This is a genomic window from Anaerophaga thermohalophila str. Valhall (assembly GCF_000250735.1).
Lineage (GTDB): Bacteria > Bacteroidota > Bacteroidia > Bacteroidales > Marinilabiliaceae > Anaerophaga > Anaerophaga thermohalophila_A.
In genome coordinates this window covers 1-21,294 of the sequence record NZ_AHZV01000106.1, presented here as the reverse complement: position 1 = coordinate 21,294, position 21,294 = coordinate 1, and the positions used below count along the sequence as shown (strand labels likewise).

Genomic DNA, 21,294 nt, shown 5'->3' with positions numbered 1-21,294 from the left:
ACCTTAACCAATAAAAAGTTATAGTATGAAGAAAATGAAAAGAAGCTCATTATTCCTGCTGGCGTTGGTACTGTCAGGAAGTGTAATGTTTGCCCAGCAGCGGCAGATCGAATTCACGGAGTATGACCTTGACAACGGCCTGCATGTCATTCTCCATGAAGACCATTCTACACCGATTGTATCGGTGAGCGTGATGTATCATGTCGGGTCGAAAAATGAACAACCCGATCGTACCGGATTTGCACACTTCTTTGAACACTTGATGTTTGAAGGAACAGAGAATATTCCCCGGGGAGAATATTCGAGGTATGTAGAAAAATCGGGCGGAACGTTGAATGCCAATACATCGGCCGACCGCACTTATTATTACGAAATTCTTCCTTCCAATCAGCTCGAAATGGGGCTCTGGCTTGAGTCTGAACGGATGCTTCATGCGAAAGTCGACAGCGTGGGGATTGCCACACAAAAGCAGGTTGTGATTGAAGAGAAAAAACAAAATTACGACAACCGGCCCTACGGTTCAATTCTGATCGAGGTAATGAAAAGGGCGTTTAAAGAGCATCCTTATCGCTGGACAACCATCGGCGATCCCGATCATATCAGGGCAGCCAAAGATGAGGAATTTCAGCAGTTCTATGACCAGTTTTACGTGCCCGACAATGCCGTTCTGGTTATTGCCGGCGATATCGAACCTGAAAAAACCAGGCAGTTGGTTCAAAAATATTTTGGGGATATTCCTGCCGGCGAAGGAGAGATATACCGTCCCGATGTTGTTGAACCGCCGTTAGGAGGAGAAGTCCGGGATACCGTTTACGACAACATTCAAATACCGCTTGTACTTCATGCCTATCGTACACCTGCCATGGGAACAGAAGATTATTACGCCCTGGAGATGTTGAGCACCCTTTTGGCCGACGGACAGAGTTCGCGTCTTTACAAGTCGCTCGTCGATGAACAGCAAATTGCCATGCAGGTGAGCTCTTTCCCGCTTCCGTTTCGCGATCCAAGCGTTAGCATCGCATTTGCGCTGCCCAATATGGGAAAAGATATTGAAGAATTGGAACAGGCCATGATTACCGAAATTGAAAAGGTGAAGAACAATCTTATTGATGAAAAGGAGTTTCAGAAACTGAAAAATAAATTTGAGAACGATATTATCAGCAGCAAAACCAGAATTGCAGGTATTGCCAACGATCTTGCTCGGTATTATACCTATTTCGGCGATACCGATATGATTAATTCGGAACTGGATAAATATATGTCGGTTACCCGCGAAGATATAAAGAGAGTGGCCAACAAGTACTACACCAAAGACAATCGTGTTGTTCTTTATTATTTACCTGAAAGTCAGAAAAATTAACCTGACACTGAAAAACCCAAATTTTTCCATTTAAAATACTGAGTATTATGAAGCGATATTTTTCAATAGCCGTCCTTTTTCTTCTGATGGTTTCAACGGTAAGTGCGCAGCTTGACCGGACTACACCTCCCGAACCCGGGCCGGCTCCGGAGGTTAAAATAGGTGACTACAAAACATTTACCCTGTCTAACGGACTGACCGTTATTGTTGTGGAGAACCATAAAGCACCTGTGGTATCTTATTCTCTGACACTTGATGTGACTTTACCACGCGAAGACAATGCCGTTGGTTATGTTCAGGTGGCGGGTGAACTGCTTCGTGCCGGAACCACCAATCGTACCAAGGCAGAAATAGATGAAGCGGTTGATTTTATAGGTGCTACACTTCAGACTCATTCTAAAGGCATATACGCACGGTCGTTGTCGAAACACAATGAGCTGTTGCTGGAAATTATGTCAGATGTGTTGTTAAACCCTACATTCCCCCAGGAAGAGCTTGATAAACTGGTAACCCAGTACAAAACAGCCATTCAGGCCAACAAGGAAGAATCACGTGCGATAGCTGAGAATGTTGCCGGTGCCCTTGTTTACGGGAAAGATGATCCGTATGGGGAGATCGTGACAGAAAATACACTCGACAATGTAACAGTGGAACTTTGTAAAAACTATTATACGTCTTACTTCCGTCCCAATGAAGCTTATTTGGTTATTGTAGGTGACATTTCGGTGAAAGATGCGAAAAGGCAGGTCAGAAAATATTTTGGCGACTGGGAAGAAGGTTCTGTTCCGCAAAATCTTTTTCCTTATCCGGCTTGCTATGAACAACCACAGGTTGCCATTGCCAATAAGGAAGGTGCAAATCAGTCCACTGTCATGGTGACCCATGAAGCCATGCTTACACCCGGACATCCCGATGCCATAAAAGCACGGGTGATGAACCAGATACTTGGGGGTGGCTCCTTCAACGCCCGCTTATTTCAGAACCTTCGTGAAGACAAAGGATTTACCTATGGCGCCTACTCCAGCCTGGAATCAGACGAACGTGTCGGCCGGTTCACCGCAGCAGCCGAGGTCCGTACTTCTGTCACCGACAGTGCACTTACAGAGATTCTGAAGGAAATGGAAAGAATACGTTCCGAACCGGTATCTGATGAAGAACTGCAACTGGTAAAGAATGTTATTTCCGGAGAATTCGGCCGATCGCTCGAAGACCCGCAGACAGTGGCTCGTTTTGCGCTGAACATCGAACGATACGGTTTGCCGAAAGACTATTATGAAACTTATCTTCAGAAAGTAGAAAGTGTTACCAAAGATGATGTCCGGGAAGCAGCCCTGAAATATTTGAAACCCGGTCAGGCCGTTATTCTTGCCGTTGGAAATGTTTCTGCCATCGAAGAAAAGATGAAAAAGTTCAGCCCCTCGCAGAAAGTTACTCAATACGACTATTACGGGAATGTTGTAGAGAAAAAAGCTGTTTCCGGCGACATTAAAGCTTCTGAAGTGATAGAAAAGTACATCGACGCAATCGGAGGAAGTGAAGCATTGACCGAGGTAGATGACTTGAAAATGGTTATGGAGATGGAAGTTCAGGGGATGGCTCTGCAAGTTAACCTGTTTCAGAAACGCCCCGATAAACTTTATCAGGAAACAGTCATGAATGGAAATGTTGTTTCCAAACAGGTTTTTGATGGCGAAAAAGGAAAGATGCAATCGCCTATGGGAGATCAAGTCCTTGAGGGAGAGGCATTAACTCAAATGAAAGAAAGCGCTAAGATCTTCCCCGAACTCACCTATGTGAAAGATGGTGTAAAACTGAAGATGAAGGGTATAGAGAACGTTGATGGGAAAGAGACCTATAAGATAGTAGTTACAAAACCCTCAGGAACTGAATCAAGCGTTTTCTATGGCGTTGAAGACGGTCTCAAATATAAAGAAGTGGCACAAACTCCGCAAGGAACTGTTTCTACTACTTTTGCCGATTATGAAGATGTTGAGGGAATTCTTTTCCCAATGACCATGAAACAGGTAATGGGCCCGCAAAATTTTGATATTCAGATTCAATCGGTTGAGTTAAATACCGGAATTGAAGACAGCCGTTTTGAAGTGAATTAATCGGTTAATCCTTTTTTCATTTCCTTTTTTTGACCGAAATACCCGGGAACTTACCCTAAGTTGCCGGGTATTTTTCTGAATAGCTGACCGGTAAATAGGGCCTCCTTGAAAAGTCAGCAGATCCATTTTTGATTTTCTTTTTGGGGTAATGCCAAGAAGACAATAGTTAGTTAAAAAAAGCCTAAATGCAGAGACGCAATGAGGCAAAGTTATTATTATGAGAGAGTTGTAGTTTTTTCGGTTTTTTGTGTAAACAATTAATTATCAGATATCTGAAAAAGTTTAACGGAGTATTAAAAAGAACATTGGAAAATAAATTTGAAACTGGCTGCTGACTTTTTCAACAACCTGTAAATTCGAGGCAGGAGAACTTCACCGATTATTCCCCCTATTTTTAACCTGCTTCATCGTTACAATAAATCGTTAGATTTTTAGATTTTAGATGCCAGATGATTCTTATATCGTTGAAAATCTTCATTTTATCAGACAACTCTCTTTGATTTCAAACAATTGAATTACAGCATGTTGCAAAAGTTTAACGGACTATTGTCGCTATTCGCAGAATTTTTACCAAAAAGAACAGAAAAATATTTTGTGGATGAAAAAACTCTTAATACTTTTGACTGACCAGTCAGTCAAACTTGATTTAATTTTCATGAGATAAACAAATAGCGATTAAGAGAATACCATCAGGCTAATTTTTATAAAGGGATGAGACAAAATAAAAAGGGCGATAAGAGAGAAAGAATTATGAAAGAAGCCCTTGCTATTTTTGCTAACAAGGGGTATCACACTTCAACCATTGATGAAATAGCAAGGGCTTCAGGAGTGGCAAAGGGGTCGGTTTACAACTATTTTGAGAGTAAGGAAATATTGTTACGCACATTGGTCTTCGAGACCCTTGAAGAAACTGCCGAGATGATGGATCCGGACCATGATGGTATAGTGACGGTGGAAGAGTTTTTTGGAATGATCCGGAAAAGTAAGAAATGGCTTGTAGAGAACAGAGATTTTTTAAGACTCTATTTTTCGGTGATTACGCAGCCTAAGGTTCTAAAAATGCTGGAAAAGGATTTGTGGGAAATAATAAGTCCTTACATCGAAAAAATGAAAACTTTTTTCAAAGAACACGGGTTTAGTGACCCGGAAACCGAAGTGCGTTTTTTTTATGCCCTGCTTGACGGAATAGAAATTAACTACGTTCTCGACCCGGAAAATTTTCCGCTCGATAAAATTGAAGAGCGTGTAATAAGATATTATGAAGGTCTTTTAAAATAATACTTTGAGTGCGGTCTAAAAAGCATCTTTGTTGTTTTAAATTTTGCATCCTCATTAACAATGAGTTAACTCCGGTGCAAAAATTTAAAACGCCATGATCTTGACAAAAAGATGTCTTTTTATACCCCACTCATAATTTGCTAAAAGTGTACAACATAGAAGCCGCCATGACACAAAGTTTTTAATATGAGAGTGTTGCCGCCCGTTTTCCGGGCTGGCGGTTGGCGAGAAGGCTTATTGGGCGACGACTTCAAGGCCTTGCTGGCCAGCCGGAAATTAAGCCTGATGCGGGCGGACAGGTTTAAACGGACCAGACCTTTTTGTTTCTTTTTGGGGTAATGCCAAAAAGAAATTCAATAAAGAAGTAAAAAATTGGTCTGCTGACTTTTTCAGCAGAGCCTAATTACCAGTTATTTGTAAAAGTTTAACGAATTATTGTATTAAGAGACACAGGCCATCAATTGATACCAAATTGACAACAAACAAAACCCAAAAGTTATGCATCAAAGACAAAAATTAAGGATGTTTTTAAGAGGATTGATGATATCCTTTTTAATGACAGCCATTTTACCAGAAGCTATTGCCCAACAGATTTCTGCCCGTGATATTGTGAAGAAAGCTGACGACCTCATGCGTGGTCAAAGCAGTTATTCGGAAGTGGAAATGGAGATCATTCGTCCTTCCTGGACGCGTACGCTTCGGTTTAAAACCTGGGCAAAAGGAGACGATTTTTCTTTGGTTTACATTACGCATCCCCCGCGTGAGAAGGGACAAAGATTCCTGAAACGGGACCGCGAAATGTGGAACTATGTTCCTGCCATCGATCGCATGATTAAGATTCCCCCCAGCATGATGACGCAATCGTGGATGGGCTCCGACCTCACCAACGACGACCTGGTCAATGCAGCATCCATTGTGACTGATTATGACCATGAACTTCTTCGGTCTGAAATGCATAGGGGGCGTGAATGTTATGTCATCAAAATGGTTCCGCACGAAGATGCCCCGGTGGTTTGGGGAAAGGTATTGTGCTGGATTTCCATGGACGGATTCCTGAATCTTCGAAACGAGTATTATGATGAGGCCGGAGAACTGGTCAATGAAGAAATTCTGGACGAGATTGAAGATGTTGGCGATCGCACCATTCCTACCCGTTACACCATGATCCCGGCTGATAAAGAGGGGCACAAAACCATCATGAAATTTCAGGAGATTGAATTTGGCGTTGAGATAGAAGACCGGTTCTTTTCTATTCAAAATATGAAACAAATGCGCTGAAAATTTCTCTTTGTTTAACCCTTTATTTTAATTAGCCCATGTCTGTAAATATTAAACGATATAAAAACTCATTACGGCAGACTCCTGCGGGCGGGTTTACAGGACTTGTAAAAATTGCCTGGCGGAATTTATGGCGAAACAAACGCCGGACGCTCATCACCGTGTCATCCATCTTTTTCGGGGTGATCTTTTCCGCGCTCATGGGTTCGATGCAGGAGGGCTCTTACCAGAAAATGATTGAAAACGTGGTACGCTTCTATGCCGGCCACGCCCAGATCCAGCACCACGACTATCCCGATCACCAAACAATAAACAATTCATTTGTTCCTGGCGATTCTCTTCTAAAAAAACTTCAGGAATACCCCGAACTCGAAATGGTAGTCCCCCGTCTCGAAAGCTTTGCACTTGCCTCTTCCGGGAATAAAACCGAAGGGGTTATGGTTTTTGGGGTCGACCCTGAAAAGGAGAACCGGATGACCCGGCTTTCTGATAAAGTTGTAAGCGGTAACTATTTTCAGCACCAGGGCGCCATGATGGGTGTTGATTTAGCTGATAACCTTGGACTTTCCGTAGGTGATACTCTGGTCATGATCAGCCAGGGATATCATGGAGTTAGTGCATTCGGACAGTATCCGGTTGTAGGAATAATCAAACATCCGAATCCTGAGCTGAACCGTCGTCTTGTTTATTTACCCATTGATGAGGCCCAATACTTTTTTCAAACCTTTGGCAATATTACATCACTTGCTTTGGTAGGGATATCCCAGAAGGCTATAGACAAAGTGCTCCCGGCACTAAAAAAGAATTTGGACGAAGAACTCACATTGCGAACCTGGCAGGATATGTTTCCCGCAGTTCTTCAGCAAATCGAGAGCGACAGGGCAACCGCTTTAATCATGAAGCTCATACTGTATCTGGTCATCGGTTTTGGAATATTGGGAACTGTGGTGATGATGATGGCCGAACGAAGGGCCGAATTCAGTGTCATGGTAGCAGTGGGGATGTACCGTTACAAATTGGCATTTATGTTATTGATGGAAATTCTTTGGATCGGTTTGCTTGGTGTACTGGCCGGATTTTTGGGGACATTGCCTGTCATCAGTTGGTTTGTTCATCATCCGGTACCCATAACCGGTCAGGCCGGAGAATGGATGGAAAACATTGGTTTTGAGCCTTTCATGTTTTTTGCATGGGATGTCGGCGTTTTTCTTCAACAGATGGCGGTAGTCTTTGTCCTGACCACGCTGGTTTCATTTTATCCCTTTGTCAGAGCTTTCAAGGTTTCTCCTGTGATTGGGGAGAAGAATTGATGTTGATTGCCCCTGAATTCTTCAGGCAGAGATTTGTAAAAGTGTAATTATCTAATACTTAATACTATGCTGATAAAAATAGCCTGGCGAAACATTTGGCGAAGCCCGGTACGAAGCTGGATAATTATTGCCGCCTTATTGGTTGGTATGTTTGCCGGTGTTTTCTCATCCACTTTTATCAACGGGTGGATGGTTCAGCGATTGCGCGACGGCGTTGAAACCGAAACCGGACATATACAGATTTTCCCCGACGGATATCAGAACAGCCGGGAAGTGTCGCTCTATATGAAACCGGGACAATTGACAGGTGTTTTGGAGCATTCTGCTGCCTCGGCCACTTCTCCAAGGTTGATTGTTCGGGGCATGGCCGCTTCGGCCGAGACTGCAAGAGGAATTGTGGCATACGGTGTTGATCCTGATGCAGAGAAACAAGTTCTGAATCTTCACGAAAAGATCGTTGAAGGAACCTGGTTCGACTCTCCCTACTCGCGGCCCATCATAATAGGTCAAAAACTTGCCGAGCAGCTGGAACTTAAATTGAAATCGCGTGTGGTGCTTCGCTTTCAGGATGTTGAGGGTACACTTACAGGTGGTTCTTTCAGGGTAGCAGGTATATTCAGGACAAGCAATACTGCTTTCGATGAGGGTCATGTCTGGGTAAAGAAAGAGACCCTTTCAGAATTGCTGGGTATTTCTTCCCAAAATTGCCATTCGCTTGTAATACGGCTAAATGATGCAGAGCAGGCAATGAATGTTGCCGGTGAGCTTCAGGCGGAACTGCCCGGAACTGAAGTTGTGCCCTGGAAAGAGTTGAGCCCGGAGCTCGGTTATCTGACCGAACTGGGCAATACCTATCTTTATATTTTTGTAATCATTATTCTTCTGGCTCTCGGATTTGGCATCATCAACACAATGCTTATGGTGGTTTTGGAGCGTGTCCGGGAAATTGGGATGCTGATGTCGGTGGGAATGACCCGCTGGCGTATTTTTCTGATGATCGTTCTTGAAACGGTCATGCTTTCCTCTACCGGCGGCTTACTGGGTATTTTTCTCGGAATGATTGCCGTCTGGCGTTTAAGTATTACCGGCATTGATTTATCAGTCTGGAGTACAGGACTTACAGAGATGGGATTTAATCCGATAGTTTATCTTGAATGGGACGCTGCCCTGGTTCTAAGTATTGCGTTACTGGTGGTTGCCACAGGTGTTCTTGCTTCTCTCTATCCTGCCTGGAAGGCGTTGAAACTGAAGCCTTCGGAAGCCGTCAGGGCCATATAATATAAAATACGAAACAGGTTGTCAATTAACAAAAAACATAAAGCTATGGCAATAATTACTTTAAATAGTATATCCAGAACCTATAATAGTAAGCAGGTTCCGGTACATGCACTTAATTGCATTGACTTGTCTTTCGACGAAGGGGAATTTACCGCTATAGTCGGTCCTTCGGGATCAGGAAAAACAACTCTTCTTAATATAGTTGGAGGATTGGATGATCCTGACGAAGGAGATGTTGTTATTGATGAGACAAAGATCAATGCGTTATCGGGAAACGAGAAGATTAAATTCCGGCTTCATCATATTGGCTTTATTTTTCAGGCCTATAACCTTATACCGGTGCTTACTGCAAGGGAAAATGTTGAATTCATCCTCGAATTGCAGGGCGTACCCAAATCTGAGCGAAAGAAAAGAAGCGCTGAACTGTTAGAAGCAGTTGGCATTCCCGAGAAGGCGGACATACGCCCCCGCCAGCTCTCCGGAGGTCAGCAGCAACGTGTTGCAGTAGCCAGGGCGCTTGCTTCACGTCCCAGATTTGTGCTGGCCGATGAACCTACTGCCAATCTTGACTCGGCTTCGGCAGAAAACTTGTTGGCTATTATGCAGGAGCTTAATCAAAAGGAAAACACTACTTTTATCTTTTCTACCCATGATGAAAGGGTTGTTAAGATGGCACGCCGGGTTGTGACGTTGCAGGATGGAAAAATAAAAACGGATGAGACCTCCTGAATCGGGGCTAACTCGAAGTAGTGTCTGTCCATAAAGTACCATTTGCTGTGTTACGCTTGCCGCCAAAATACTCATTTACGAAGAGTAAACTCCGTTTTTGGCGGCTTCGCAAGCCTTGCAACCGACACTTTCTGAACAGACACACATATTGTGAAAATTTTTTGCGTGTTTATAGACACGCATTAAGTAGGGCTGCTGAATAATACTTAAATAATTAATAATAAATTATTTACATCGTATAATTCCATTTAAGGTGTAAGGTTATTCATGCAAATCTTTAAAAATGTTTGCACCTGTAAATGTTAATTGTCAACATATCTCTATTCAAAAGAATGTCGTAATAATGAACGATTTTATCTATTTAAAAGGCGCGGTGGCCTGTCCGCTTTCCGGGCCGGCGGATGGCGGGAAGCCAAAATGGGCGACATTCATGGCCTTGCGCAATGGCCGGAAATTTTTGCTTTCGCGGGAAGCCAGGTTTAAGCGGACCAGACTTTTTTGGTTCTTTTTGGGGCAATGCCAAAAAGAACAATGGAAAATAAATTTGAAACAGGTTGCTGCCTTTTTCAGCAACCTCTAAGTGAAGTGATACTTCGTAAAACTCGTATCGCTCAACTTAGGTTATACAATATTTTGTTAAGCTTTTGTAAATATTTAATAATTAATTGCTTGTACAACTAATAGCGCAAATCACAACTTTCTTAAAACAAAAACTTTGTATCATTGCGTCTCTGCGTTTAGGCTTTTTTTAACTGACTATTGTATGTTTAAAAGTTTTTATGACTTAAAATGCAAATTATCAGTGCCTCAAGATTTATCTTAAATCTAAAAATCTAACGATCTATTGTTATATAAATCATTTTTTATGAAGTACCTGTTCCTTCCCATATTATTATTGTTGAGCTTTCAAGTTAAGTCTCAGATTAAAGCCGACGGTTATGTCGGAACTATGCCCGTGTGGTATTATCTGGATCAGCCGGATATGCAGATGTGGGAGAGTGTCGTTCATAACCGGTTGAATCTTAGTTATGATTTTTCACCGTCTGTTATTGGTGTCGCTCAGTTCCGGAATCGTCTGATATGGGGGAAAACAGTCAAAGAGATTCCCGGGTACTCCGCTCTTTTAGATGAGGATCAGGGTTTTCTGGATATGTCATTTAACCTGGCTTCGGGACAGTCGACGGTATTGAATCTGACCATCGATCGTTTGTGGCTCGACTTTTATCTTGGGAAACTGCAACTCAGAATCGGCCGTCAACGAATCAACTGGGGGCAGTCTATGGTTTGGAATCCCAATGATATTTTCAACGCCTATTCTTTTTTCGACTTCGATTATCCTGAAAGGCCGGGTATTGACGGAGTGAGACTTCAGTTATATACCGGAATGGCCTCTCAGGCAGAGGCAGTGGTAAAAATTGACCGGAATAATCGCAAAACCATTGCTGGCCGTTACCGATTCAATGCAGGGAGCTACGACTGGCAACTTTTGGGTGGTCGCTTAAATGATGAAGACTGGGTTGCCGGGATTGGTTGGTCGGGTCATATTGGGGATGCAGGATTTTACGGTGAAAACACGCTGCTCTTTTCTGACCAAAAGAATGAAGACGAAACATTTATTTCATCTGTTGGTGCAAATTACACGTTTAAAAGTTCTCTTTTATTGCAAGTTGAGGGATTGTATAGTAGTAATTTACCCGAACAGGTAAGTGGCTTTACGGAATTAATCAGCGGTCAGGCCTCGGTGCGCCGACTCAGTGTATCACGGTATAGTATATTTGCTTCTGCCGAATATCCGTTTACACCGCTTTTTACCGGAAGTCTTTCATTAATGGCTTTTCCGCCCTCAGAAGCGTTTTATTTTGGCCCCTCTTTTGAATATTCAATAAAACCCAATCTCTACCTTTCTACTTTTTTAAATCTCTTTGTAAACCGGACAGATAGTAACCGAAAAACAACTGATTTTCAGGGAGCCTTAAGGTTAAAATGGTTCTTTTGAATGTTAATACTTCGTTAAACCTTTGCAAAACGTTGCAAACCAGTTGTTTGCATCTAAAAGGGTTGCTTGTTAAAATACAGTATATCAAGGTTGTACGAAACGAGCATGGCAAGGTTTCCCACAACAAGAATATGTATAAATGCTTGCATGAGAGTTCCATCAGACCAATAACTTATACATAATTTATACTGATGAATTATCTTACATCTTTTATCTAACTCAAATTACAAAACACTTTATATCAATCATTTGTTTTGCGGAGTTGGATTTTTGCTTATCAGGCCAATTTTCGGTACTAACGGTAAAATTCTTATCTGCAGAATTTAACACTTCTGCCTTCTGCCTGGCAAACTTCTGCCTGTCGATTACTTATATCTAAAAATCTAACGATCTATTGAATGTGGGGTTAAAACCTTTTTTGTATAATTTCCCGGGCAGCATTTCTAATGCTTTCCATATCAAAGCCGCAATCACGCGCCAGTTCTGTTTGGGTACCCTGGTCGATAAACCGGTCCGGAATACCCAACCGTTTTACCGTTGCCTGATAACCGTTTTCAGTCATAAACTCCAGAACAGCTGAACCAAGTCCGCCAATTATCGTTCCATCTTCTATAGTGATGATTCTTTTATATTTGGGGAACACTTCATGAAGTAAAGCTTCATCCAAAGGTTTTACAAAACGCATATCGTAGTGCCCTGCAGAGATACCTTCTTTTTTTAGTTCCTGAACGATACGTGCAACTTTCACACCTACAGGCCCGATTGTCAGAAATGCCAGGTCATTGCCTCCGGCCAGTTTTCTGCCCGTACCGATTTCAATTTTCTCAAATGGAGTTTGCCAGTCTATCAGGCTGCCACTACCCCGGGGATAGCGGATTGTGAACGGCCCTGTGCCGGGTAACTGGGCGGTATACATAAGGTTTCGCAGTTCCGATTCATCCATGGGGGAGGAGACAATCATGTTGGGTATACACCGGAAATAGGCCAGGTCATAAGCCCCGTGGTGGGTCGGCCCGTCGGCTCCGACCAGACCTCCTCTGTCGAGGCAGAACACTACATTTAGCTTTTGCAGAGCTACATCATGTATGGCCTGGTCGTATGCTCTTTGCATAAATGTGGAGTAAACATTGCAGAAAGGTACCATGCCGGAAATGGCCAGACCAGCCGCAAAAGTTACGGCGTGTTGCTCGGCAATTCCCACATCAAACGCGCGGTCGGGCATCTGTTCCATCATAAGATTCAGGCTGCAGCCGGTGGGCATGGCTGGAGTTATCCCCACAATCTTTTCATTTTTTCTGGCCAGTTCAATAATGGTGTGGCCAAAAACATCCTGAAATTTTGGGGGTTTGGGCTTGTTGGAAACGGTTTCAAGAAAACGCCCGGTATGTCGATCAAATTTACCTCCGGTGGCGTGCCAGGCGGTTTGGTTTTCTTCAGCCAGCTTAAATCCTTTGCCCTTTTTTGTTATGATATGTAATACCTTAGGGCCTTTTATTTCTTTCAAATCTTTAAGTATGTTGGCCAGTCTTTCAACATCATGCCCGTCAACAGGTCCGAAATAACGGATGTTGAGTCCTTCAAAAATATTGGTCTGACGTGTCAATAAGGTTTTAATACTGTTGTTGATCTTAACGATCATTTCGCGAGAGCGGGGACCGCCGATGTTGAATTTTTGCAAGGCTTTGAACACTTCTTTTCTCAGCTTATTATAGGTGTGGCTCGTGGCAATATCTACCAGATATTCGCTGAATCCGCCCACATTAGGATCAATGGCCATGTTATTATCGTTGAGAACAACCAGCACATTGGCTTTGCTTGTAGCAAGATTGTTTAAGCCTTCAAAAGCAAGTCCTGCAGTCATTGCACCATCGCCTATCACTGCAACGGTTTGGCGGTTTTCTCCCTTGTTCCGTGCCGCAATTGCCATTCCCAGGGCAGCAGAGATGGATGTGGAGGAATGACCTACTCCGAATGCATCGTATTCACTTTCGAAAATGTTGGGAAATCCGCTTAATCCCTTATATCTCCTGTTGGTATGAAAACGATCCCTTCGGCCGGTCAGTATTTTATGTCCATAGGCCTGATGTCCTACATCCCAGACAATTTTATCGTATGGCGTGTTAAAAACGTAATGGAGGGCTACAGTAAGCTCTACCACTCCAAGACTGGCTCCGAAGTGACCGGGATTGCACGATACGGACTCGATGATGAAGTCCCGGAGTTCTGCACAAACCGTTATCAGATCTTTCTGAGGTATTTTTCGCAGATCTTCCGGACTGTTAATTCGTTTTAAAAATTCTGTTTCGGCCTCTTCCATTCCCGTTTCCCTTGATTTTAGCCTGCGTTATTCATAAATAATCGTAATGAAAAGTTCAAATAACAAGAAATACAATTAATCGCAGAAAAAATGATGCAGTAAATAGCGAACTATTTTCAAATCATTTTTTTCGAGTACAATTGTATTTCGCAGTTAGTCGGGCTTTGGAATAGATTATTTATGAATAAAGCAGGTCAGGTTAAATGATAATGTATTTAGTGCTCTTCTATAAACTCGCCAAAATTTTCTCAATATGTGTGTCTGTTCAGAAAGTGCCAGTTGCAAGGCTTGCGAAGCCGCCAAAAACGCAGTTTACTCTTCGTAAATGAGTATTTTGGCGGCGAGCGTAACACAGCAAATGGTACTTTATTGACAGACACAATTTAATCGTACAAAGATAAAAGATTGTTAATATTTTGACTATGATTGAAGCGTAGGGTTTTTATATTTGTAGAATAATAATTGTCATTAACCATCCGTTTTCTGTGAAGAAACAAGCATGGCAAGGGGTGGAATACAGATCGTTAGATTTTTAGATATAAGAGGTAAGATGAATTGTACAATTTTGATATACTGTATTTTAATAAGCAAATAGTTTTAAGTGTAAACAATTGATTTAATGCGTATTGAAATATGACTATAGTAAAAGAGCACTAATTTAGTGTCTGTCCATAAAGTGCCATTTACTGTGTTACGCTCGTCCGAAAATTACTCATTTACGATGAAGTAAACTCCGTATTTTCGGATTTTGCAAGCCTTGTAAATGATACTTTCTGAACAGACACACATTTTGTAAAAATTTTTATGAGTTTATAGACAAGCACTAATTATTATCAACCATTTTATGAAGTTTTTCCGATATCTTTTTTACAGCATTATTTTAGCTTTCTTTTTTATGGCTTGCGTACCTCTGAACCAGTTTCGCGAACTGGAAGAGGCCAATAAGCAGCTTTCCGACAAAGTGGAAAGCCTGGGAAGCGAAAATGAAATACTTCAGGGACGTACCGAAGAATTAAAGGAACTGGCCGATCGTTTAAAGAAACAGGTTGCAGAGCTTACAGCCGATACGCTCCGAAAAGGGCGTGAAGCCCGAACATACCGTAATCATCTGAAACAACTGAGAAAAGAATACGACGACCTTCTGGCGCAGTTACGCAATCAAACCGGTACCGGCGATACTGAAGAGCTTCTTGCATACCTTCAGAAACTGCAGGAAGACCTTCAACAAAGGGAAGATGATCTTATTGCTGCCGAACGCGACTTAAAGCAACGCAAGCAGGAACTTAACGATGCCACTGCAAGGCTTAATGCCGCCCAAACCGAACTTGAAGAGCAGAACAGGCGCCTTCTCGAACTTGAACAGGCACTTGCAAAGAAAGACAGTGCCAGCCGCGCACTAAGGAAAGCCATTGCTGATGCACTGACCGGATTTGATCAAAGCCAATTGAACGTACACATGAAAAATGGTAAAGTATATGTTTCGATGGAGGAGAAATTACTCTTTGGTTCAGGAAGTTATCAGGTTAGTCCGGAAGGGGCTTCTGCCATCAGGCAAGTAGCAAAGGTTTTGGGCGATAATAAGGATATCAACATTATGATTGAAGGACATACCGATCCGGTTCCCTATCGTAGTGGTGTTTTGCTCGACAACTGGGATTTGAGTGTTAAACGGGCAACCTCGGTTACCCGGATACTCCTGGAAAATTCAGAGATTGATCCTTCAAGAGTCATTGCTGCCGGACGTGGACCGTATGTCCCTCTGGTTTCGAATGAAACAGCTGAAGGAAAAAGGAAGAATCGCAGAACCGAAATCATATTAACACCCAGGCTCGATCAGATTCTGGATATTCTTGAAAACAATTGATGAGTGCGGTTTAAAACGTCTTGATTTTGATAAAAATATGTCTTTTTATACCACACTCAGTAATCGCAAACAAAGTTGTGGTTTTTAATGATCATTGTGCTTGAGCTCAATCGTCTCGGGGTAATCGCTGTTGTAATGAAGTCCGCGGCTTTCTTTTCTCTGTCGGGCCATTTTGATGATGAGGTAACCAACCTGTATGGTGTTTCGAAGTTCGCACAGACGCTGAGAGACGGTTGAACGCTGATAAAGATCTTCTGTTTCGTGATACAATATTTCCAGCCGGTCCAGCGCGCGTTTCAAACGCAGATTTGAGCGAACAATGCCTACATAGTAGCTCATGATCTGTTCGAGTTCTTTCTGACTTTGGGTAATCAGCACCATCTCTTCGGGGTGCGAGGTTCCTTCATCGTTCCATTCCGGTACTTCATTACAGAACGAATAATTGTTAAAAACAGTTGAGGCATTTTTTGCAGCCGCATCTGCAAACACAATGGCTTCGAGCAAAGAATTGGATGCCAGCCGGTTGGCGCCGTGAAGTCCGGTGCAACTGCATTCACCGGCTGCGTACAAACGGGCGATCGAAGTTCTCGATTCCATATCTACCTTAATTCCGCCACATGAAAAATGAGCAGCCGGAACTACCGGAATATATTCTTTTGAAATATCGATACCCAGTGACAAACACTTATCGTAGATGGCCGGAAAGTGTTTTTTTATTTCGTCGGCAGACTGATGCGTCACATCCAGGTACACATAATCATCTCCGGTGGCTTTAAGTTCATTGTCGATAGCACGCGCCACGATGTCACGCGGGGCCAGACATTCACGCTCGTCGTATTTGTGCATGAACTTTTTTCCGTCGCGACGACGCAGGATACCTCCAAAACCACGCATGGCTTCGGTGATGAGGAAGGAAGGTCTTTCTTTGGGATTGTAAAGAGAGGTAGGATGGAACTGGATAAATTCCATGTTTTCTACGATACCTTTGGCACGGTAAACCATAGCGATTCCGTCACCTGTAGCAATGACCGGGTTGGTAGTGGTCTGATAAACGCTGCCGACACCGCCCGTGGCCATCATAGTTACTTTCGAAAGAATGGTTTCAACAGAATTGGTTGACCGGTTCAGCACGTAAGCGCCGTAACATTCTATGTCTCGCCTCCAACGGTGTACAAGTTCTCCCAGGTGATGTTGGGTAATAATTTCTACTGCAAAGTGGTTCTCCAATATTTCAATATTTGGATGTTTTTTTACAGCCTCAACAAGACTTCGTTGTATTTCATAGCCGGTTTGGTCTTTGTGGTGTAATACCCGGCTCTCGGAGTGCCCTCCTTCGCGATGAAGGTCAAATTTTCCGGTTTCATCCTTGTCGAAATGAACCCCCCACTTCATAAGTTCTTCTATCTGTTTAGGAGCTTCTTCCACAACTTTTCGTACTACCTCTTTGTTGCAAATACCGGCCCCTGCGGTGAGGGTATCATCAATGTGTTTCTCGAAATTATCGGGAGCATAAGTTACTGAAGAGATACCTCCCTGCGCATAGGAGGTATTGGTCTCATCCAGCCGGGTCTTGCTGATAACACAAACCTTTCCCTTGTCTGCCACTTTCAGGGCAAAACTGAGTCCTGCAATACCCGAACCAATAACCAGAAAATCGACCTTCTTGCGCCGTGAAGTATCTGCTTTTCTCATGTGGTAAAGATTTTTGAAAAGGTAAAATTACAAAATTCTTTATTGTCTGTTGTTATTCCACCTGAGAACGCAAAATTAAAGGATATCTGTTTCTATAAGTTCCATCATAGCAGGTGGTTTGATTTTTACCAAAGTTTAGCGGAGTTTTGACATCAGGTATTGGTGAAATATTTCTATTCTTGATTCGAAGGAATGTGTTTGAAAAGTTCTCTGTTGTCCCCTCTTTGCAATTTTTTCGCATTCATCAGGATTATTCATCAACCATTTTATTTTTTCCACGCATTCGGCCGGTGTTTTATATGTCACAATTTCTTCGTCAATTCTGAAAAAATCTGATAGGTTGCTTTTGTAATCGGTAACAAGACAAGTTCCTACTCCGGTTGTTTCAAAAAGGCGCATATTGGCAGCGTAATCGCCGGCACAATCAATGTGAATGTTAAATCCGATTTTAGCCCGTGACAAAGCTTTGAACATATCAAGTCCGAAAACCGGTGGTCTGGCGCTGTCATAAAGCTTTTTAGAGAGCATCAACCGGCGCGGCATTTTTTCATGGTTTCGACCCTTTCTGATGACTTTAACAGCATCTGTCAGTTTGTGTAAACCGAAATTGTCCAAAGTCCGGGCAGCAATAAAAGATGCCTGCCTTTTTATCAAAGCAGTAAGGCTTCGGTCGGGCAAATTCCCGTAAAAAGCAATGGGAATATCATCATTGATGAGTTGTTCCAATACCTGCCGGCGTGTACTGTGAAAACCTTCATCGGCAAAGATGGATCCGATGAAAGCAAAAGGAACTTCAGGGAAGGGGTTGTCTTGATCAATTTTGTCAAGAATACGATGGTCAAAAGCATGGGGGATAACTACCGAGTCAATGTTATATTTCTTTAATTGTTGATGAAAGAAAGGGGAGCAAACGGTGAAAAAATCAAAAGCCTGAAAGGCATTTACCTGGGCCGGAGAAAAAGGAGCACAAAGGTTCCCGATACACAGGCGGATTTGGGGATGTTTCTTTTTGAGCGTATCAATGAAAGAACCGTTGAAAGTTACAGAATCCTGAAAATAAATAATTTCAGGCTTAAAATAGTTGATTTGCTCCTCTAAAATGGTATCGGCGGATGCGTCTGGTGAAATATTATTTTCAAGTGCCCAGGCTCTTTGAAGCGGTTCCGCGTTGGCAACCACTTCCATGGTCTTCATGCCTTTTTGTGCTAACAGGCGACCGTAATTATCCGACCAGGCAAAATACTGTCCCATCAGATGGTCGTATTGTTCCCGGTAACTTAGGGATCTGACCTCCGGATATTTACCATAGTAATGATTCAGAAACCCCCGGTAATAACTTGATATTTTCAGAAATCTGATGGCCATTATTATTCCTTGAAAAATTCTTTGATTTTATCCACTATGAATTCGATTTCGACTGATGTTAACTCAGGGAACAAGGGCAGGCTGATTAGCTCCTGCGAAAATTGCGTGGCTTTTGGGAAATCACCGGTTTTGTATTCCAGGTATTCATAAGCTTTAAGGTTTGGCAACGCTACGGGGTAGTGAATTCCGGCTTCAATATCCGCATTTTTCAAATAGTTCAACAAACCGTCACGATATTCTGCATCCACTCTTACGGGATAGATGTGAAACACATGTTCGGCACCTTCACGTATGGGAGGCGTAACAATTTCTTCTACATTAGAAAGCTGTTTTGAGTATTCCATAGCAATCTCCTGTCGCTTTTTGGTCCACTCCGGCAGGTATTTTAGCTTAACATTCAGTATGGCGCCCTGAATGCCGTCCATCCGGCTGTTAATACCTTCGAAATCATGTTCGTATTTATTAGTGCGTCCGTGATTCGCGAACATTTTTGCTTTCTTGAAAAGCGTCTCGTCTTTTGCAACCAAGGCTCCGGCATCGCCATAGGCGCCAAGGTTTTTACCAGGGAAAAAGCTGAAGGTGGCAAAATGTCCGAACCCTCCCGGAGGCGTTTCGTTTAGCCCGGCCAAAACCGCCTGAGCTGCATCTTCTACAACAAAAAGATGGTGCTTATCAGCAATTTCCATAATGGTTTTCATATCTGCCATCTGTCCGTACAGGTGGACGGGAATAATTGCTTTTGTTCGCGACGAAATTTTTTCTCTGATTTCATCGGGGTCAATTCCGTAAAAGTTATCACAGTCGGCGAAGACAACCCTGGCACCGGTCATGGTAATCGCTTCGGAAGTGGCGATAAAACTGTTGGCTGCCGTAATAACTTCATCGCCGGTGCCAATCCCAAGGGTTTTCAGTGCAATATAAAGCGCATCGGTTCCGTTTCCTACACCCACACAATGAGGCATGCGGGTGACTTTGGCAAAATTTTCTTCAAATTGTTCCACAAACGGGCCACGAATAAATGATTTCTGTTCAAGAACTTTTGCGATGGCCTCATCAATTTCATCTTTTATTCTGTCGTATTGACGATGCAGGTCGGTTAATAAAATTCTTTGCATTTCTGATTTATTCTGATGATTTAAGAAAACGAGCGGGATTTCCGGCATAAATCCCCGGCCGTTCAATATCTTTAGTGACGACAGCCCCGGCACCAATTACCGTGTTGTCACATATCCTTACGGGTAAAATGGTTGCATTGGAACCGATGGAGACGTTGTTGCCGATAGTCGTTTTCTTCCAGAGCCTTCTATCGCCGTTAGCAGGTCCTCCGGTACTAAAAGTATCATTGATAAACATAACACCGTGACCGATAAAACAATTCTTTCCGATTGATACCAGCTCGCATATGAAACTATGTGATTGTATGCGGGTTTTGTCTCCGATGGTTACATCTTTCTGTATTTCTACAAACGGTCCGATAAAGCAATTGTCGCCGATTTTACAGCCGTATAAATTAACCGGTTCTACGTATTTTACATTTTTGCCAAAGGTAACGTCTTTTATTCCGGATTTTAGTGCGGTTGGTTTTGTCATTGGCTTCAGTTTTTGGTTGGACGGGCAGAGTCAAAACAGGAGACGGCATCATTTCGCTTTAGAATATATTTTATCAATTATTTCTACAGTTTTCAACCCTTCGAAACCATTAGTGGCGATCACTCCCTGGCGAGTTAGTACGCTTACCAGATTTTCGTAAACCTTATCATGATTCGACATCGACCCCTGATAGTTGCCGTAGTCGTTTGGTTGCGAACTTTCGGCGAGGTTTTCGATACGAAAATCCTTTATGTTTTGATATTCCAGCTTATTCAGGTATTGACCGCCAATTTTAACGGTTCCTTTTTCTCCGAAAACTGTAATTGAACCTTCCATGTTTTGCTGATAGCTGTTAACGGTGTAGTTGATTGTACCTATTGCTCCGTTGTAAAACTCCATGGCGACAACCCCCGTGTCTTCAAAATCGATGATGTTCTGATGGGTGAAGTTTCTTGTAAACGAGCGAACTGATTTGACATCGCCGATGAGCCAGTAAAGAAGATCAATGAAATGGCTGAACTGTGTAAAGAGCGTACCACCGTCCATTTCTTTAGACCCCTTCCAGTTGCTTTCTTTGTAATAATTCTCATTGCGGTTCCAGAAACAACTGAGCTGCACGTTAAAAATTTTTCCCAGACGGTTTTCTTCTATCGCTTTTTTTAATGCTTCCACGGGCGGATTAAACCGGTTCTGTTTGACAATGAAAAGACGACGATTGGCGCGTTCGGCCTCATTGATCATATTTCCACAGTCCTCAACAGAAATAGCCATCGGTTTTTCGCACAACACGTGATACCCGTGCCGTAGGGCGGCAATTGTATGATCTGCATGCAGTCCGTTGGGTGAGCAGACCGACACCACATCCATTTTTCCTTTATTCTCTGTCAGGAATTTTTCCGTGTCCGACCACGCTTTGCATCCATATTCGTCGGCCAGATTTCCTGCCTTTTCAATGTCAATGTCGCAGGTAGCAGCTAATTGGCCGTTATTGGCAATATGTTTTGCATGACGATTTGCAATTCGGCCACAGCCGATGATCCCAAAACGAATCAATTCTGTATGCATTTATTAGTTGTTTTAAATCATGTAAAATTCATCTTACATTCAAAAAAATTAAGGTAACCTG

General features: G+C 42.7%; 16 protein-coding genes. 10 read left to right on the top strand and 6 right to left on the bottom strand.

What is annotated here, in order from left to right; genetic code table 11:
• Positions 1–25: 25 nt before the first annotated feature.
• The 9 genes from OQ5_RS0105490 (at position 26) to OQ5_RS0105440 (ending at position 11,340) form a co-directional block, all read left to right on the top strand.
• A complete protein-coding gene (locus OQ5_RS0105490) occupies positions 26–1,360 on the top strand; it encodes a M16 family metallopeptidase (protein ID WP_016776519.1) in 1,335 nt (444 codons plus the stop codon).
• 47 nt (positions 1,361–1,407) lie between these two features.
• Complete coding sequence (locus tag OQ5_RS0105485) at positions 1,408–3,471, top strand: M16 family metallopeptidase (protein WP_016776518.1); 2,064 nt, start codon at positions 1,408–1,410, stop codon at positions 3,469–3,471.
• A 711-nt stretch (positions 3,472–4,182) separates the two neighbouring features.
• On the top strand, positions 4,183–4,749 hold the full coding sequence (locus tag OQ5_RS0105470; RefSeq protein WP_100221878.1) for a TetR/AcrR family transcriptional regulator: 567 nt from the start codon (positions 4,183–4,185) through the stop codon (positions 4,747–4,749).
• A gap of 498 nt (positions 4,750–5,247) precedes the next feature.
• Positions 5,248–6,027 (top strand): outer membrane lipoprotein-sorting protein, encoded by a 780-nt coding sequence (locus tag OQ5_RS0105465; RefSeq protein WP_255297398.1) that lies wholly within the window; start codon positions 5,248–5,250, stop codon positions 6,025–6,027.
• A 38-nt stretch (positions 6,028–6,065) separates the two neighbouring features.
• Positions 6,066–7,337: an ABC transporter permease gene (locus OQ5_RS0105460; RefSeq protein ID WP_016776514.1), complete on the top strand. Its 1,272-nt coding sequence runs from the start codon at positions 6,066–6,068 to the stop codon at positions 7,335–7,337.
• A 66-nt stretch (positions 7,338–7,403) separates the two neighbouring features.
• A complete protein-coding gene (locus OQ5_RS0105455) occupies positions 7,404–8,615 on the top strand; it encodes an ABC transporter permease (RefSeq protein ID WP_016776513.1) in 1,212 nt (403 codons plus the stop codon).
• Between the two features lie 45 nt (positions 8,616–8,660).
• Positions 8,661–9,344: an ABC transporter ATP-binding protein gene (locus OQ5_RS0105450; RefSeq protein ID WP_016776512.1), complete on the top strand. Its 684-nt coding sequence runs from the start codon at positions 8,661–8,663 to the stop codon at positions 9,342–9,344.
• A 343-nt stretch (positions 9,345–9,687) separates the two neighbouring features.
• The gene (locus tag OQ5_RS0105445; RefSeq protein WP_016776511.1) at positions 9,688–9,924 is read left to right on the top strand and encodes a hypothetical protein; all 237 of its coding nucleotides are present in this window, start codon (positions 9,688–9,690) and stop codon (positions 9,922–9,924) included.
• Between the two features lie 285 nt (positions 9,925–10,209).
• Positions 10,210–11,340 carry a hypothetical protein gene (locus OQ5_RS0105440; protein WP_016776510.1) on the top strand — a complete coding sequence of 377 codons (1,131 nt, stop codon included), beginning with the start codon at positions 10,210–10,212 and terminating at the stop codon, positions 11,338–11,340.
• A 406-nt stretch (positions 11,341–11,746) separates the two neighbouring features.
• Here OQ5_RS0105440 and dxs read toward each other — a convergent pair whose 3' ends face one another.
• Positions 11,747–13,657 (bottom strand): 1-deoxy-D-xylulose-5-phosphate synthase, encoded by a 1,911-nt coding sequence (dxs, locus tag OQ5_RS0105435; RefSeq protein WP_016776509.1) that lies wholly within the window; start codon positions 13,655–13,657, stop codon positions 11,747–11,749.
• Positions 13,658–14,552: 895 nt separating this feature from the next.
• On the opposite strand from dxs, the gene OQ5_RS0105430 reads away from it, so the two are divergent.
• The gene (locus OQ5_RS0105430; protein ID WP_255297397.1) at positions 14,553–15,521 is read left to right on the top strand and encodes an OmpA/MotB family protein; all 969 of its coding nucleotides are present in this window, start codon (positions 14,553–14,555) and stop codon (positions 15,519–15,521) included.
• A gap of 84 nt (positions 15,522–15,605) precedes the next feature.
• On the opposite strand, the gene nadB is transcribed toward OQ5_RS0105430, so the two are convergent.
• From nadB to OQ5_RS0105405, 5 genes are all read right to left on the bottom strand, one after another.
• Positions 15,606–17,213 carry an L-aspartate oxidase gene (nadB, locus tag OQ5_RS0105425; RefSeq protein WP_016776507.1) on the bottom strand — a complete coding sequence of 536 codons (1,608 nt, stop codon included), beginning with the start codon at positions 17,211–17,213 and terminating at the stop codon, positions 15,606–15,608.
• Positions 17,214–17,348: 135 nt separating this feature from the next.
• Positions 17,349–18,578: a glycosyltransferase family protein gene (locus OQ5_RS0105420; protein ID WP_016776506.1), complete on the bottom strand. Its 1,230-nt coding sequence runs from the start codon at positions 18,576–18,578 to the stop codon at positions 17,349–17,351.
• Positions 18,579–18,580: 2 nt separating this feature from the next.
• Entirely contained in the window at positions 18,581–19,693 is a 1,113-nt protein-coding gene (locus tag OQ5_RS0105415; protein WP_026055133.1) for a DegT/DnrJ/EryC1/StrS family aminotransferase, read from the bottom strand.
• A gap of 7 nt (positions 19,694–19,700) precedes the next feature.
• Positions 19,701–20,168, bottom strand: a complete 468-nt coding sequence (locus OQ5_RS0105410) for an acyltransferase (RefSeq protein ID WP_016776504.1) — start codon at positions 20,166–20,168, stop codon at positions 19,701–19,703.
• Between the two features lie 48 nt (positions 20,169–20,216).
• Positions 20,217–21,233 (bottom strand): Gfo/Idh/MocA family protein, encoded by a 1,017-nt coding sequence (locus OQ5_RS0105405; protein WP_016776503.1) that lies wholly within the window; start codon positions 21,231–21,233, stop codon positions 20,217–20,219.
• Between the last annotated feature and the right edge of the window lie 61 nt (positions 21,234–21,294).

Coding starts and splice junctions, on each gene's coding strand:
- OQ5_RS0105490 (WP_016776519.1), top strand. CDS start 26: ATGAAGAAAATGAAAAGAAGCTCATTATTCCTGCTGGCGTTGGTACTG.
- OQ5_RS0105485 (WP_016776518.1), top strand. CDS start 1,408: ATGAAGCGATATTTTTCAATAGCCGTCCTTTTTCTTCTGATGGTTTCA.
- OQ5_RS0105470 (WP_100221878.1), top strand. CDS start 4,183: ATGAGACAAAATAAAAAGGGCGATAAGAGAGAAAGAATTATGAAAGAA.
- OQ5_RS0105465 (WP_255297398.1), top strand. CDS start 5,248: ATGCATCAAAGACAAAAATTAAGGATGTTTTTAAGAGGATTGATGATA.
- OQ5_RS0105460 (WP_016776514.1), top strand. CDS start 6,066: ATGTCTGTAAATATTAAACGATATAAAAACTCATTACGGCAGACTCCT.
- OQ5_RS0105455 (WP_016776513.1), top strand. CDS start 7,404: ATGCTGATAAAAATAGCCTGGCGAAACATTTGGCGAAGCCCGGTACGA.
- OQ5_RS0105450 (WP_016776512.1), top strand. CDS start 8,661: ATGGCAATAATTACTTTAAATAGTATATCCAGAACCTATAATAGTAAG.
- OQ5_RS0105445 (WP_016776511.1), top strand. CDS start 9,688: ATGAACGATTTTATCTATTTAAAAGGCGCGGTGGCCTGTCCGCTTTCC.
- OQ5_RS0105440 (WP_016776510.1), top strand. CDS start 10,210: ATGAAGTACCTGTTCCTTCCCATATTATTATTGTTGAGCTTTCAAGTT.
- dxs (WP_016776509.1), bottom strand. CDS start 13,657: ATGGAAGAGGCCGAAACAGAATTTTTAAAACGAATTAACAGTCCGGAA.
- OQ5_RS0105430 (WP_255297397.1), top strand. CDS start 14,553: ATGGCTTGCGTACCTCTGAACCAGTTTCGCGAACTGGAAGAGGCCAAT.
- nadB (WP_016776507.1), bottom strand. CDS start 17,213: ATGAGAAAAGCAGATACTTCACGGCGCAAGAAGGTCGATTTTCTGGTT.
- OQ5_RS0105420 (WP_016776506.1), bottom strand. CDS start 18,578: ATGGCCATCAGATTTCTGAAAATATCAAGTTATTACCGGGGGTTTCTG.
- OQ5_RS0105415 (WP_026055133.1), bottom strand. CDS start 19,693: ATGCAAAGAATTTTATTAACCGACCTGCATCGTCAATACGACAGAATA.
- OQ5_RS0105410 (WP_016776504.1), bottom strand. CDS start 20,168: ATGACAAAACCAACCGCACTAAAATCCGGAATAAAAGACGTTACCTTT.
- OQ5_RS0105405 (WP_016776503.1), bottom strand. CDS start 21,233: ATGCATACAGAATTGATTCGTTTTGGGATCATCGGCTGTGGCCGAATT.